This is a genomic window from Pseudoalteromonas sp. SG41-2, assembly GCF_014164535.1.
Taxonomy (GTDB): Bacteria; Pseudomonadota; Gammaproteobacteria; order Enterobacterales; family Alteromonadaceae; genus Pseudoalteromonas; species Pseudoalteromonas rhizosphaerae.
In genome coordinates, this window is record NZ_JACJFK010000024.1 from 39,592 (window position 1) to 55,310 (window position 15,719).

13 protein-coding genes and 2 tRNA genes are annotated in these 15,719 nt (G+C 41.0%); 6 read left to right on the top strand and 9 right to left on the bottom strand.

Annotated elements, in window-relative coordinates; genetic code table 11:
* Positions 1-58: 58 nt before the first annotated feature.
* Positions 59-580 carry a VC2046/SO_2500 family protein gene (locus H5186_RS17300; protein WP_182718134.1) on the bottom strand — a complete coding sequence of 174 codons (522 nt, stop codon included), beginning with the start codon at positions 578-580 and terminating at the stop codon, positions 59-61.
* 112 nt (positions 581-692) lie between these two features.
* On the opposite strand from H5186_RS17300, the gene H5186_RS17305 reads away from it, so the two are divergent.
* A tRNA-Tyr gene (locus tag H5186_RS17305) sits at positions 693-777 on the top strand.
* 49 nt (positions 778-826) lie between these two features.
* Positions 827-911: transfer RNA gene (locus H5186_RS17310), tRNA-Tyr, on the top strand.
* 38 nt (positions 912-949) lie between these two features.
* Here the strand turns inward: H5186_RS17310 and H5186_RS17315 are convergent.
* Entirely contained in the window at positions 950-1,681 is a 732-nt protein-coding gene (locus H5186_RS17315) for a M48 family metallopeptidase (protein WP_182718135.1), read from the bottom strand.
* Between the two features lie 85 nt (positions 1,682-1,766).
* Here H5186_RS17315 and H5186_RS17320 point away from each other — a divergent pair, with 85 nt between their 5' ends.
* From H5186_RS17320 to H5186_RS17330, 3 genes are all read left to right on the top strand, one after another.
* The gene (locus tag H5186_RS17320) at positions 1,767-2,747 is read left to right on the top strand and encodes an ion channel (RefSeq protein ID WP_145241414.1); all 981 of its coding nucleotides are present in this window, start codon (positions 1,767-1,769) and stop codon (positions 2,745-2,747) included.
* 249 nt (positions 2,748-2,996) lie between these two features.
* Complete coding sequence (locus H5186_RS17325) at positions 2,997-6,338, top strand: MHYT domain-containing protein (RefSeq protein WP_182794726.1); 3,342 nt, start codon at positions 2,997-2,999, stop codon at positions 6,336-6,338.
* Positions 6,338-7,327 carry a two-component system response regulator gene (locus H5186_RS17330; RefSeq protein ID WP_182794727.1) on the top strand — a complete coding sequence of 330 codons (990 nt, stop codon included), beginning with the start codon at positions 6,338-6,340 and terminating at the stop codon, positions 7,325-7,327. Before H5186_RS17325 ends, H5186_RS17330 begins: the two co-directional genes overlap by 1 nt.
* Before the next feature lie 7 nt (positions 7,328-7,334).
* Here H5186_RS17330 and H5186_RS17335 read toward each other — a convergent pair whose 3' ends face one another.
* Positions 7,335-7,724, bottom strand: coding sequence for a VOC family protein (locus H5186_RS17335; RefSeq protein WP_145241420.1), 390 nt, complete (start codon positions 7,722-7,724; stop codon positions 7,335-7,337).
* Entirely contained in the window at positions 7,724-8,389 is a 666-nt protein-coding gene (locus H5186_RS17340; protein WP_145241422.1) for an HD domain-containing protein, read from the bottom strand. The genes H5186_RS17335 and H5186_RS17340 overlap by 1 nt, the downstream gene beginning before the upstream one ends.
* Positions 8,390-8,527: 138 nt before the next feature.
* Here H5186_RS17340 and H5186_RS17345 point away from each other — a divergent pair, with 138 nt between their 5' ends.
* Complete coding sequence (locus tag H5186_RS17345; protein WP_145241424.1) at positions 8,528-9,718, top strand: class I SAM-dependent methyltransferase; 1,191 nt, start codon at positions 8,528-8,530, stop codon at positions 9,716-9,718.
* A gap of 34 nt (positions 9,719-9,752) precedes the next feature.
* Here the strand turns inward: H5186_RS17345 and H5186_RS17350 are convergent, their stop codons facing one another.
* From H5186_RS17350 to phhA, 5 genes are all read right to left on the bottom strand, one after another.
* Positions 9,753-10,049: a PilZ domain-containing protein gene (locus tag H5186_RS17350; RefSeq protein ID WP_145241426.1), complete on the bottom strand. Its 297-nt coding sequence runs from the start codon at positions 10,047-10,049 to the stop codon at positions 9,753-9,755.
* 8 nt (positions 10,050-10,057) lie between these two features.
* Positions 10,058-10,435 (bottom strand): PleD family two-component system response regulator, encoded by a 378-nt coding sequence (locus tag H5186_RS17355; RefSeq protein ID WP_145241521.1) that lies wholly within the window; start codon positions 10,433-10,435, stop codon positions 10,058-10,060.
* Positions 10,436-10,507: 72 nt separating this feature from the next.
* Entirely contained in the window at positions 10,508-14,395 is a 3,888-nt protein-coding gene (hrpA, locus tag H5186_RS17360) for an ATP-dependent RNA helicase HrpA (RefSeq protein WP_182794728.1), read from the bottom strand.
* 170 nt (positions 14,396-14,565) lie between these two features.
* On the bottom strand, positions 14,566-14,910 hold the full coding sequence (locus H5186_RS17365) for a 4a-hydroxytetrahydrobiopterin dehydratase (RefSeq protein ID WP_149980747.1): 345 nt from the start codon (positions 14,908-14,910) through the stop codon (positions 14,566-14,568).
* A gap of 9 nt (positions 14,911-14,919) precedes the next feature.
* On the bottom strand, positions 14,920-15,717 hold the full coding sequence (gene phhA, locus H5186_RS17370) for a phenylalanine 4-monooxygenase (RefSeq protein WP_145241432.1): 798 nt from the start codon (positions 15,715-15,717) through the stop codon (positions 14,920-14,922).
* Between the last annotated feature and the right edge of the window lie 2 nt (positions 15,718-15,719).

Consider the following 15,719-nt stretch of genomic DNA (forward strand, 5'->3'; position numbering starts at 1 on the left):
GCTTTTTTTACACTAAAATAAATAAAATATTTTTACCGATAATTATTACAGCTTAATATCACGCTTGGGCAAGGTGTAAGGGTTGATGAAGATCTGCATTATTAAGGCTATCGTAAAATGCAGCCGCATCCATTTGCGGATGATCTAGCTGTGTTTCTTTATCTAAATGACGCTTTCGCACGACTAGTTCGCAATTATCAATCACCATTAGTGGAATATGGTTTTTATCATCTCTGATCACTAATGGTTCCGGCGCAAGGCACGAACGTAAACGAATATCTGCCATGCTGCCTTGTTGTAATAGCTGTGCATTATGTTGGCCAATGAGCATATCAAATTCATCTGGAGCCAATGCTTGCTCAGGCCCTGCCCCTAATTGTTCACGTAATTGCGCTTCAGTTGGTGTTGAAGCATGTGCATCAAATGGGGTTTTAGGGAGATGAAATTGACTAAAATCTAACACGTCATGAGAAAGCATTGCCAATAATAATGCAAACTCGCCACGACGGTGTTCTGAGACACTTTTGGCAAGACGATTGTTAAGTTGACTCTCTGTGATTAACAAATCATCGATTTGCATAGACTTTAGCCGATTGCAGTTAGTAATAGATATTTATCGGCTTTATTTAATATTTCTTTAGCTTTTTTCTTTACTTAAATGCTCACTTTGCTATTATCAGCGCCGTTGCATTGGAGGGGTTCCCGAGCGGCCAAAGGGATCAGACTGTAAATCTGACGGCTCAGCCTTCGCTGGTTCGAATCCAGCTCCCTCCACCACTTTTCTTACCGCTAAGTTAAGTGGGGCCAAATGCGACAAAATTAGTGTGGAGGGGTTCCCGAGCGGCCAAAGGGATCAGACTGTAAATCTGACGGCTCAGCCTTCGCTGGTTCGAATCCAGCTCCCTCCACCACTTTTCTTATCTATCAGCAAAACTTTATTCTCGCTAACTCATTCGACTACCCATTGTAAACTCGCACCGTGTTGCTTTAGCCATTTTGTTGCTTGCTTATAATCAGGATAAAACTCACTGACGCGCTGCCAAAATGCGGCACTGTGATTTAAATATTTCAAGTGAGCTAGTTCATGCACAATCACATAATCAATAATACTCTGCGGCGCACTGGCTAATAACAAATTAAAGGTCAATTCTCGTCGTCGATTACAACTGCCCCAACGACGCTTATAAGTATGAATGCGAATACTGCTAGGTAAAGTCTCTGCCATTTGTAGGCAATAAGCATGTACACGCATTTCAATATAATTTTCTAATTGCTCATGTAAAAAACTTTCGAGCAAGGTTTGGTACATTGGCTGCTGATGCTTAACCCGTCCAGAAAGATTTAGCTGTAACACATCTCCCTGCTGATTTTTTACTAGCTGCCATGCGCTGCGCGAGCTGACACCATAAGTCAGTATCACAGGTTGTGAAAAAACCAGTACGCGATTATCTTGTAATGGGTATTGGCGAGTATCAAGCATTTGACTTTGCTTGTTAATTTGCGCATTGATCCAGTCAGTTTTACTTAGCAGCCAGCTTTCAAGTTCCTTTTTAGCAACCCCAACAGGCGCATAAACTGTGACACTTTGTTGCTGGACTTTGATAGCGACAGTTTTGCGGCGGCGACTACGTTTTAATGTATATTCAAACAAACCTAACTCTTGTAATTGACCGACAGTCATTAAACTAATTAACAGGTCACTATAATACCTTGCAAAATAACTGCTAATCTATATCTAAGTAGAATTAAATAAAGCGATATCAAACATGCCTGATAAGCCTTGTTGTCGTTATACCTCTCCCGATGGCCATCATTGTCAAGAAACAGACATGGGTTCAGGTTTTTGTTTTTGGCATGATGCCAAATTTGATAAGTCAGGCTTAGATCTGACCCAAAAATTAGAGCGCTATGCAAAAAAGGGAGGATTATTACAGGGATTGCAATTAAAACGCGCTAACCTTAATGGGCTTAATTTGATAAAACAAGATGATGAGGATGGCTTTGATTTATCTTACAGTAATTTTTATCGTGCAACGCTCACCAACGCTCATCTGTTTAATAATAAAATAGCCCACAGTTCACTGATGAAAGCCAACTTGCACGAAGCAAGCCTGCATTACTGCAACCTACAAGATACAAATTTATTGGGTATAAAACTAAACAACACCCGTATTGATAACATTGAGCTAGGCGCTGAACTATTACAGGAAAAACAAGCTAAAGCAGCGCTTAAACATACAGATAAAAGCGCAGCCCTTGACTTATTTGAACAATCAGAAGAAATATTTCGCAATTTACGTAAAGCATCAGAACAACAAGGCTTATTTGAACTGGCGGGTAATTTCACGTACAAAGAACTGCGGATGCGTCACGCACAATATCCACGGGGTTCAAAAAAACGATTAGCCTCGAGCTGTATTGATATGTTGTGCGGGTATGGTGAAAAGCCTGAAAATGTGATCCGTTTTAGTTTGTCACTGATCATCTGCTGCGCCCTGTGTTATTTTATTTTTGGGGTGATGGATGCTGGTCGTATTATGCAGTTCAATCCGGCGGCAACATTAAGTGATAATTTATTAGCCCTACTTAATAGCTTCTATTTTAGCGTGGTTACTTTTACAACCTTAGGATATGGCGATATTACTCCGGTTGGTTTCTCCCGATTCGTTGCTGCAGTTGAAGCGTTTTGCGGGAGTTTCTCTCTGGCATTATTCGTAGTCGTATTTGTCAAACGTATGACCCGATAATTACCGATTACTTTATCTGCGAAAATAAATAGTTCAGCTAAATACCTGCTATAAAACTGGTTATAAATGATGCTATCATTGCGCACAATGAAACTTAGCGAATTGATTTTAAAAAGTTTTTGATTTTGTTAAATTTTGCAGCTAAATATGTAAACAAATAACAGGCATTTGCGCAAAATTAATTAATTGTCTTAACATATATTTCAGGTGATATTAGTTATTACTGAAATAACAGTGTATTGAGCCGTTATGCTTACCGCTTTTTTTATTACCGATCACGATCCGAGCCTTCTTATTAATGGTGTTTATGACCCATTTTTAGTCGCTCTGTCTGTTTTAACGGCTATTTTCTCTGCATTTTTTGCAACTTACATGATCGATCTGGCCAAAGAAACACGCTTCAAAAGTTATCAAAAATTAGCCAACTCAACGGCTTCCTTGGTACTTTCTGGCGGTATTTGGAGTATGCATTTTATTGGTATGTTGGCATTTTCACTGTGTACAAATATCAGCTACGACCCAACACTCACCTTTTTATCTTTCATTCCAGCATTTTTAGCCTGCCTAACTGGCGTGTCATTATTAGTAAAAAATAACGCCACTATTTTCAGTTTAATACTGCCCTCGGTACTACTCGGCGCAGGTATCGGCACTATGCATTACAGTGGTATGGCAGCAATGGAATTGAGCCCGCTGCTACGCTACGATCCATTGATGTTTGGGTTGTCAATTATCGTTGCCGTTGTACTGGCGTTTATATCTTTATATGCTCGCTTTAATATTAAAAAGCACCTCTCAACACTAAATTCTTTGCAGACGCGGTTGATCAGCGCAATCATTTTGGGTTTTGCTGTTGCAGGTATGCATTACATGGGAATGGCGGCAACACGGTTTGTTGCAACCTCGCCATTAATTGGTAATGACAGCGCCAGCTCAGAACTTACATTTGTTGCTATTAGCGTAGTGTTCGCCACCATTATTCTAACCGCGATAGTTGCTATCATTAACGGTATGGTACGCTATCGCATGTTACTTGAAGAAAAAACACGGAATGAATCTCGCTTAGAGGCTATTTTATCGACCGCTATAGATGGCATTGTAACAATTAACAATCGCGGTATTATCTTAAGCTTTAATAACGCTGCAGAGAATATTTTCGGCTGGCATAGCACTGATGTAAAGGGTAAAAACATAAAAATGCTGATGGCAGATGATATCGCAGCCGAGCATGATGAATATCTATTAAAGGCACATCACATCGATTTAGGTAAAGTTATTGGCGTCAATCGTGATGTTCTTGCTAAACATAAACAAGGTCACCTATTTCCTATTCGCTTAGGTATTGGTGAAGCAAACCAGCCAGGACAAGAGTCAATATTTGTTGGCTTTATTACTGACTTGACTGAGCAACGCAAACTACAACAAAACCTCATAGCGAAAGAACAACAATACCGCTCGCTGATGAATAATATGCCTGGCGTGGTATTTCGCTGCCAGTTGGATAAAAGCTGGAGCATGATTTTTATTAGCCCTAGCATTAATGAAGTAACTGGCTATGTCCCATCGGAATTTATCAATCAGCATATTCAGTTTAGTGATTTGATTTTTAAAGATGATAACAAACGCATCAATAAATCGGTCGAGCAAGCGATCGCTGCTAAATCGCAATACTCAATTGAATACCGACTACGTCATCGAAGTGGCAAGCTAATTTGGGTGCTTGAGAAAGGTAGCTTTGAGTTCAACAAGCAAGGTGAAGCGATTTGGATCGACGGCGTTATTATCGATATTAGTGAACGTCGTGAATACGAAGATAAATTAAAGTTGGCGAAAATAGCCGCCGAAGATGCAGCTCAAGCCAAACAGTCATTTATGGCGAATATGAGTCACGAAATTCGCACACCGATGAATTCGATTATTGGCTTTAGTGATTTATTGATGGATACACCACTTGATCAAGACCAACAAAAGCACTTAATTATCGTAAATAATGCGGCTCGCTCGCTGTTACGGCTATTAAATGAAATATTGGATTCTGCAAAACTTGAAAAAGGTAAGCTGACCATTGAATTAGTGCATTTTAATCTTCAAGCGGTGCTTGATAGTATTATTTCTACATTTTGGTTAGAAGCAAAAAAGAAAGATCTAGAACTAACACTTACCATCAAAGAGTCTGTTCACCCTACTTATTACGGTGATCCAGACCGAATTCGCCAAGTTTTAACAAATTTAATTGGTAATGCAGTTAAGTTTACAGCTCAGGGCTCAGTGAATGTCACTGTCAGTACGACACAAAATAATTACTTATTTTTTGAAGTACAAGATACCGGTATTGGTATTGCTAAAGATCGTCTTAAAGCGGTATTTCAGCCTTTTGAACAAGCTGACGGGACTACTACACGTCGTTTTGGTGGCACTGGACTTGGTACTACTATCAGTAAGCAACTCGTTGAGCTGATGGGTGGCATAATCAACGTAGTCAGTGAAGAAGATAAAGGCAGCTGCTTTTATTTTTCATTGCCTTTAGAGGTCGGTGATGAAACCCAAGTCAATTACTTTGATAAGTTGTATACGCAATTACCTAAGCTGCGCATTTTAGTCGTTGATGACATAGCACAAAATGTTGAGCTACTACAGTTATTATTGTCGCGAGATCAGCATACGATTAGCTCTGCAAGCAACGGCTTAGAAGCGATCGCTATTTTTGAAAAACAAGATTTTGATGTCATTTTAATGGATATCCATATGCCTGAATGTGACGGTATTGCCGCGACCGAAAAAATTCGTGAAATTGAGCAACAACGACAGCTAAAAAAGACTCCGATCATTGCGCTCACCGCCAGTGTCTTACAGCAAGATAAATTAACGGCTAAAAAAGCGGGTATGAATGGCTTCGCCAATAAGCCTGTTGATATCAATCAATTGAATCAAGAGATTGCGCAAGTGCTTGGCTTTGGTTTAAATATAGAAACGCAAATTGCTCACAGTGATCCCACAGCACAGCATATTGATTTAAAAAAAGGACAGCAACTTTGGGGCAGTAAGTGTAAACAGCTGAGCGAAATACACCGTTTTTTTAAAGAGCAGCAGGCAACATGTGACATTATCTTTAATGATGGACTAAATGCCTTAAAAGATATTAATGGCACATTACATACCCTTAAAGGCTTATCTGGTAATTTAGGTTTACCGACTATGATGGCCCTACTTTCAACCTTAGAAAACAGCCAAGCCCCTGAGCAGCAGGCGCAAATAATTCAGCAATTGCAGATAGAGTTTAATGCGGTCAATGAGTTGTTAGCTAGAAAAACCAGCAGCTGTATAGCAGTGCAAAGCAGCGAAAAAAATACCCAAGTACTATCGCTCAGCGAATTTAAAATACTGTGTGAACAACTGCGTAAAGACGCAGAAAATGCAGAGCTCAATGATGAGTTGTTAGCAACATTAGCAGACAATGCCCCCGCTACTTATCAAAGTGATGTGGATGCATTAATCGAATATTTCGACCAGTTTGACTTTGACAATGCCCAGAGTACTCTTATTGCATTAATAGAGCTGCTCAATCAGGCAGCAAATTTGGAAACACACTGATGGACTTAATAACCGAACGCCCACGAATTCTTATTGTTGATGATGAACCCGCCAACCTTAAAGTCATGCGCGAAGTATTAGGGAATCAATATCGCCTCTCTTTTGCTAAATCGGGTGATGCCGCGCTCGCGTTAGTTGAAAAAGAGCCACCCAAACTCATTCTACTCGATATTATGATGCCAAATATGAGTGGTTTTGAAGTATGTCAGCTGCTTAAAAAAAACCCTGCTACTGAGCATATTCCAGTCATTTTTGTGACTGCACTTGCGGATGAAAGTGATGAGTTTAAAGGTTTTGAAATTGGCGCGGTAGATTACATAACCAAGCCTATTAGTCCTGCAATCGTAAGAGCGCGTGTTAAAACTCATTTATCCCTAGTTCAGGCTGAGCAGCTAAAGTTGGCTCACGTTGATTTAGTCCATCGTTTAGGGTGCGCTGCCGAGTATAAAGACACCGATACTGGCGAGCATATTGTGCGCATGAGTAAATACAGTAAAATTTTAGCACTAGCCTATGGAATGACTGAACAACATGCTGAGCTTCTCAAACAAGCAGCACCGATGCATGACATTGGTAAAATCGGCATTCCCGATGCAATCTTGCTTAAACCAGGGAAATTAACAGCCGAAGAATTTGAACACATGAAACAGCATGCCAAAATCGGCGCTAAAATTTTAGCAAACTCGTCATCGCCGTTATTGCAGCTCGCCTATATACTTGCGATGGAGCATCATGAAAAATGGGATGGATCAGGTTATCCAAACGGTCTTAAAGGTGAGGAAATTTCGATTGAAGGACGTATTGTGGCAATCGCCGATGTATTCGATGCACTTACCTCTAAACGTCCCTATAAGCAAGCTTGGAGCGTTGATGAAGCCATAAGTCATATGCGCGAGCAAGCTGGTAAACACTTTGATCCTCAGCTTATCGCACTATTTGAAGGCCAGCTAGATGCTGTTTTAGCAGTGTACTCTGCCTACCAAAGCTAACCATATGCTAGATGTTGGCCGAGATATATGCATAGTCATGAGAGGTGATTTCATGACTATTACCACTTAAATCCTGAAAATAAACAGAGTATGTAACTTTGTGATCAGCAACCACGGTTTTAATATTTAAGTCAGCCAAATGCTTAAGCCAAGCGATAAACTGCTCTCCAGATGCGCCAAATGCAATCCCTTTACTACTGCCCTCTCGCTCAAATAACGCTAAGCGAATAGTTGCCGCAGGATCTTCTAGTGTTAAAGGCCCAGTACCCTCATCCCAAAAAGCAAGCTCTGGCACAATATTAAATCCAAGGACTGTTTTGTACCACGTGACGGCTTGCGCAAGGTTAGTCACATTTAAATGGCAATGATCGACACCAGATAAAGTAGGCATTGCCATTAGCCAATCTCCGACTTAAGTTGTTCAATAAATACCTGCATATATTCAGTACGACGCACCGCTTCTGCTTTTGCTGAAGGTGTATTCATACTCTGTGCAATATGTAATAGCTTGATGAAGAAGTGATCTAATGTATACAAGCTGTCATCCGGGCTGCGGTGGGCGCAAAATGGATCGTCAGGGTGATATAAATTGCGTCCGATTGAGCCCCCTACTTTCATACAGCGGCTGACACCAATTGCTCCTAAAGCATCCATACGATCAGCATCTTGAACGATTTGTGCTTCCACACTTTCAATTGCAATGTTAGCACTAAAACTATGGGCTACAATAGCATGATGAATGGCATCAAAATATTGCGCGTCGTACCCTATTGACGCTAAAAATGAAATTGCTTTATCTGCGGCCATTGTTGAAGCTTTAGCGCGATCCGGGTGGTTTTTAGCCACTGCAACACAGTCATGCAACCATGCTGCGGGTAACACCACGTCCATCGAAGCATCTTCAGCAAAGCAGAGCTGTTTTGCAACACGCACGACTCGTTCAATATGGGTAATATCGTGGGCGACATCAGCACTCACTAACGACAAAATAAAAGCACGGCAATGATTTTCTAGCTGTTGCAACGGCTCAGATAATACTAAAACGGGCAAACGTTGTTCCATAAATCCTGTAATTTCAAATTAATGCATTGAATTACTGTTACTTTACCGCGGTTATAGGCTGTTGTGCAAAACATTCATTGTATGTTCGAGCCTGCTTCACTAAAATACGCTCTTAATTTATCCGTAATGAGAAGCCTAATGTCATCTGTCGTATACCTAGAAGCTGGTCGTGAAAAATCACTAAAAAGAAAACACCCATGGTTGTTTTCAAAAGCCATCAAAAAAATAAAAGGTAAGCCAGGTTTAGGTGACACAGTGACCATTCACGATAGTAATGGTAAATTTTTAGCTACAGCGGCTTACAGTCCGCACTCACAGATCCGCGCGCGTGTTTGGAGCTTTGATGAAACAGAAATCATCGACCAAGCTTTTTTTGAACGTCGCTTACGTCGTGCCTTTGCGGCACGCGAGCAAGTAATTACTGAAGGTGGCTTAACGGGATTTCGGTTATGTGCCGCCGAGTCTGATTTTTTACCAGGTGTAACCATTGATAAATTTGACAACTTTTTAGTGTGTCAGTTATTAAGTGCCGGTGCTGAGCGCCATAAAGGTGAAATAGTTGGCGCTTTAATCGCTATTTTCCCAGGCTGTAACGTGTATGAGCGCTCTGATGTCGATGTGCGCACCAAAGAAGGCTTAGAGCCGACTATGGGCGTGTTATGGGGTAATAAGCCTGAGCAGCCAGTATTAATTGAAGAAAATGGTTTTAAAATTGAAGTAGACATTCTCGAAGGTCATAAAACCGGTTTCTACCTTGATCAACGTGATAGCCGTGCTGCATTAGAGCGTTTTTCAAAAGATAAAAGAGTACTTAACTGTTTTAGCTACACTGGTACCTTTTCATTGTATGCGCTGCGTGGCGGCTGCGAGCATGTTACTAACGTTGACGTATCGCAACCCGCGCTTGATACCGCAAAACGTAATGTCGAGCACAATAATCTTGATTTAGATAAAGTTGACTTCATAAAACAAGATGTATTTAAATTACTACGCCAATACCGTGAAGATGGGGTGTTATTCGATACTATCGTTATGGACCCACCTAAATTTGCTGATAACAAAGCACAACTAACGGGTGCGTGTCGTGGCTATAAAGATATCAATATGATTGCCATGCAAATTCTTAAACCAGGTGGTACGTTGCTTACGTTCTCATGTTCAGGTTTAATGGAGCAAAATTTATTTCAAAAAGTGGTTGCTGATGCAGCCCTTGATGCTGGTAAGGATTTGTTGATCATGGAGCGTTTAAACCAAGCTGCTGATCATCCAATCGCAGGCAGTTACCCTGAAGGTTTTTACCTAAAAGGCCTGATCTGTAAAGTTTACTAAACTGACTGCAACTAATTAACCTGAGTTCATCAGGTTAATTAAACTGCATTATTTCTAGCCCAGCGGTTACCGTGCCATCACTTTCTTTGCTGGCACGAACGACTTTTGCTGTTGCATCAAGTGGTGCAATGGCAGGGCTGGTCGAATCAATATTCACCTTCACAATGGTGCCCAGTTCAAGTAATTCATCCAACTGCAGTGACAACCCAGTTGCACTTAAATCGACACATACAGCATCAAAATGTTGATCAGCGACTGGCTCAAGTGTGGTTAATTTTGCCTGTGCATTTAATTGCATACGTCTAAAATTACGTTTATCTTCATTTAGCATAATAACTCCTAAACAACCGTATTGATTTTTTCTAATAACCCCACGACCGAAAAAGGCTTCACCACATAGGCATCGCAACCGGCATCAAAACCAGCTTGTTGTTCCTGTACGGATTCTAAGCCTGACACCATAACAACAGGAATATTACGAGTTTCAGGGGTGTTCTTCAACATTCGACACGTGTCGTAACCATCTAGGCCGGGCATACATACATCGAGTAAAATCGCATCCGGTGGATTTGCAATAGCCGACGATAAACAGCTCTTACCTGATTCAGCATAACTGAGCTCAAAATCCGCTGATAAAGCGACTTTGAGCATTTCAAAATTAAAGTACTCGTCATCTACAACTAGTAAACGCGGGTGTGTATTAGCGGATGAGCGCATGGTTAATATCAGTTCCTTCTCATCTAACAAATATTTCCTTCCAAGGTATTCGATGTTTACTAAATACCAAACTCAATCAATTTCTTTCAGAGCATTCAATACACGCTTAGCTGAAATCGGATACGGTGTCCCTAACGTTTGCGCAAACAAGGATACTCTAAGCTCTTGTTGCATCCAAAAAATATCCTGCAATTGTTGCGGAGCAGGCATTCCAGGCGGCACTTTTTTCAGCTGTTTTTGATACTCTTGAGCAACCTTTTCTAACTCAAGTACACATAATCTGTCACGATTTGGATCAACTGGCAACTTTTCTAAGCGTTTTTCTATTGCTTTTAAGTAACGAATTAAATCACTAAGTTTGTCTGCGCCATGATTTGAAACAAAGCCTTTGAATACCAAAGATCCCAGTTGGCTTTTTATATCTCCATGTGCAGTGATCATGGTTAAATCAACTCGCCCTTTCATTTTTTTATGTAACGCATGCGCAATACTCAACACTTGCTCAACTTGGGTTGCAATAGCAACAACCGCATCGCCGAGCTCACCGCGCACGTGCTCTTTTACTTGCTCAAACGCTTGTTCGGTGCGTACATCGCCTAATTTCACCAATAAACTGTCAACGCCTGCGGCAATACAGTCATCAATTAAATCAGCAACCTTACCAAACGGATTAAAATATAGACCTAATTTAGCCTTATTGGGTAAGTTTTGTTGCAAATATTTTATCGGCGAAGGTACATTCAGTAATACCAAACGGCGTAACCCCTGCTGATGGGCAGTTTGCGCTTTAACTTCGTTATCAAATAGCTCCACTGCCGCCGATGATTTTTTATCTACCAGCGCAGGATACGCTTTGATTTCATACTGGCCTTGTTTTTTCACATAGGATACCGGTAACTTGCCAAAATCCCATTGCAATAGGTCAGCTTTTTCAATGCCTTTATCTGCCACTTTAGACAGCGTTTGCGTCACTTTACCCTGCAATTGCGCTTTGAGTTTCGCTAAATCCATACCTCGGGCAAGTACATTATCTTTTTCATCACGAACTTCAAACTGCAGTCGTAAGTGAGTCGCAAGGGTGGTTAAATCCCAGGCCTCTGGATCAACTTTTACACCTGTCATACGTAATAAACGCGTACTGAGTGCCTCAATGAAGTTACCTTGCATAGGCTCGATTGCTGCAAGAACCGCATCTGCATAATTTGGCGCAGGCACAAAATTACGACGTAGTGATTTAGGTAAAGATTTAATTAAACCGGTGATCAACTCATGACGAAATGCAGGAATATGCCAGTCAAAGCCAGCTTCTTCTACTTGGTTTAGTAAGGCCACCGGAATTTGCACTGCAACCCCATCGACCGCTTGGCCTGGATCAAAATGATAGCTCAACGGCAACATTAAATTACCTTGTTGCCATACATCGGGGTAATCAAACTCAGTAACACTATCAGCACCGTGTTGCATTAAATCATCACGTGTCATTTGCAAGTAATGTTTATCCTGCTGCTTTTGCGTTTTATACCATTTATTAAATGCTGCACGACTGTTTATTTGAGCAGGAATTTTCTTATCGTAAAACTCATATAAGGTTTGCTCATCAACTAAAATATCACGACGGCGGCTTTTATTTTCTAGAGTTTGAATATCTTCAATCAGTTCGCGATTAAACTGCAAAAACCCTTCATTTTGACCTAAATCTTGCTCTACTAAGGCACTGCGAATAAACAACTGGCGGCTAACTTTCGGATCAATGTTACTGTACACACAGCGACGCTTTGACACTATGATCAGCCCGTATAGTACCTGCTGTTCGAAAGCGATCACTGCGCCGGGCTTTTTCTCCCAATGCGGCTCACTGTAACTGCGTTTTACTAAGTGTTGTGCTAATGGTTCAACCCAATCGATGTTAATTTTGGCATTAATACGTGCATATAATTTACTGGTTTCAACCAGCTCTGCCGACATCAACCATTTTGGGCTTTTCTTAAATAATCCAGAGCCTGGGAATACATGAAACTGACTGTTGCGAGCGCCTTTATATACTTGCTTTTCATCTTTAAAACCAATGTGACTGAGCATGCCACTCAATAGCGCTTGATGGATTTTATCGCCATCGGCAACATTGCTGGTCGCTTTCATGCCCATTTCATTGCACACAGTACTGAGCTGATAAACGATATCTTGCCACTCACGAATACGCATATAAGCGAGCATATCCTTTTGGCACAGCTTTCTGAATTGGCTGTTACTTAGCTCACTTTGCTGCTCTTCTAAGTAATTCCATAAATTTAAAAAGGCGATGAAATCTGAATCAGGATCGTCAAAACGGCCATGCTTTTCGTTTGCAGCAGCGCGTTTTTCTTGCGGGCGCTCGCGTGGATCTTGAATCGATAACGCCGCCACAATAATAATCACTTCACGCAGCGCACCCAGCTTTTGTGCTGTTAGTACCATTTTAGCTAAACGCGGGTCAACCGGTAAGCGGCTCAGTTCAATACCCGATTTAGTAAGCTGTGTATTGCTATTGTGACGACTAGGTTTTACCGCTTCAAGTTCCTCTAGTAACGTTAAGCCATCGTTGATATTACGGCTATCTGGTGCTTGTACAAATGGGAACTCGGCCATATCGCCCAACCCTAAGCCAAGCATTTTTAAAATAACTGAGGCTAAATTAGTACGTAGTATTTCTGGATCAGTAAACTCTGGGCGCGAATTAAAATCATCTTCAGCATATAAACGAATACAAATACCCGCTTCCACACGGCCACAGCGGCCTTTTCGCTGATTGGCACTGGCTTGTGATATTGGCTCAATCGGTAAACGCTGCACTTTAGTACGATAACTATAACGGCTAATGCGCGCGGTACCAGGATCAATAACGTATCGAATACCCGGCACAGTAAGTGAGGTTTCAGCAACGTTGGTCGATAAAATAATATGACGACGACTATGGGGAGCAAAAATACGGTTTTGTTCTGCGTTAGAAAGGCGCGAATACAAAGGTAAAACATCCGCTCCTTTTAAATTACGTTTACTAAGGGCATCAGCAGTATCGCGTATTTCCCGTTCACCATTTAAGAAGATTAAAATATCGCCTGGGCCTTCTTGGCACAGCTCATCAACGGCATCAAAAATACCTTGCAGCTGGTCGCCTTCAGCCTCCATATCATTTTTATCAATTTCAACCAAAGGACGATAACGCACATCCACCGGAAATGTTCGTCCTGACACTTCAATAATCGGTGCATCATTAAAATGCTTTGAGAATCGCTCTGGATCAATGGTCGCAGAGGTAATAATTATTTTTAAATCAGGACGCTTTGGTAATAGGTTTTTCAAATAACCTAAAATAAAATCAATGTTTAAACTACGTTCATGAGCTTCATCAATAATAATGGTGTCATACTGGTTTAAAAATCGGTCTTGTTGAATTTCCGCCAGTAAAATACCGTCAGTCATCAACTTTATATAGCTGTTATTTGATACTTGATCGCTAAAACGAATTTTAAAACCCACTTGCTGGCCAAGTTCACATTGCATTTCATGAGCAATCCGATCCGCGACACTGCGCGCAGCCAAACGTCTTGGTTGGGTGTGACCGATATAACCATCAACGCCACGGCCAAGTTCTAAACACATTTTAGGAATTTGCGTGGTTTTACCTGAGCCGGTTTCACCCGCGATAATAACCACTTGGTTATTGGCGATAGCCTCTTTAATGTCGTCTTTTTTCTGACTGACGGGGAGCTGCTCAGGGTAAGTTACTTTAGGTAACTGAGCTAAGCGCACCTCTCGCAATTGTTGGCTACGTGCTATATCCGCAGTGATTTTTTCAATCACGGCTGCTTGTTTTGTTTCATCGGTTATTTTTTTTATGCCGTGAAGGCGTTTTTTAAAGATGAATTGATCTTTTCTTAAACACGTTTTTAGTTCACCAAACAATTGACCTAGGTTAACCACCCGCGACTACCTTATAAAATTTGAGTAAAGACGAGCGATTGTAGCAAACTTCGCCGCAGGGGTTAACTTTGCTGCGATATAAAATGTAATAACCAAAGCTTAAAACAATAAAAAAGGCGCTAATTAAGCGCCTTTCATGTTCTTTGGGCAGAACAATTGCTGTGTTTTATTTATAGCGCAGCGAAAACTTCATCTGTTTTGGCAGCGCAAATAAAATCATTTTTGTGTAAGCCTTTAATTGAATGGCTCCACCACGTTACCGTTACTTTGCCCCACTCTGTTAGCAAGCCCGGGTGATGGCCTTCATCTTCAGCCATATCACCTACTTTATTAGTAAAAGCGATGGCTTGTTTAAAGTTTTTAAATTTATAAACACGCTCTAATTGCATAATACCGTCGCGTACTTCAGGCACCCAATCTGGGATCATTTTAATTAATTCAGCTAACTCGGTATCTGATACTTGTGGAGCGTCTACGTGACAGGCTTCACATTTTTGTGCGCTTAATGATGACATCTTAAATCCTTAACTTGCTAATTTTTCTTTAGGAGGAAATTTTGGGTCATGTAACCCTAATTCTTTTGCTTGCGCAACTAACGCCATAATATCCAGTTGTGAAATATCAAATAAATCATGGATAGAATTAATGGTGTAGTACAAAGGCTGCATAATATCAATTCGGTACGGCGTGCGTAATACATCCAATACATTCATCGGGTTGATCTCGGGCTTATCTGAATACACGTATTGTGTTTCACCTGGACTTGATAAAATACCGCCACCATAAATACGTAGACCATCATCTGTTTGCATTAGGCCAAACTCAACCGTAAACCAATACATACGGGCAAGGTAAACCCGATCTTTTTTCTCGGCAGCGTAACCTAACTGGCCATATTTATGCGTAAACTTGGCAAAATCAGGATTAGTAAGCATTGCACAATGACCAAATATTTCATGAAAAATATCAGGTTCTTGCAGGTAATCAAACTCTTCACGGCTGCGAATAAAGGTTGCGACTGGAAATTGCTTATTTGCTAATAAACGAAAGAATTCATCAAAGTCGATTAAAGCTGGCACAGGCGTAACTTGCCAGCCGGTAGTCGCTAGTAATACTTCATTAAGCTCACTTAACTGCGGAATACGGTCATGAGGCAGGTTTATTTTTTCAAGCCCTTCCATGTATTCATTGCAAGCTTTGCCTGCAATACATTTTAGTTGGCGTGCGACTAGTTCTGACCATATTTTATTTTCTGCTTCGCTCCAATGGATAACGCCATTTTCATCTGGTGTCTTGGAGGTGTATTTACTTGCTTTAGCCATAA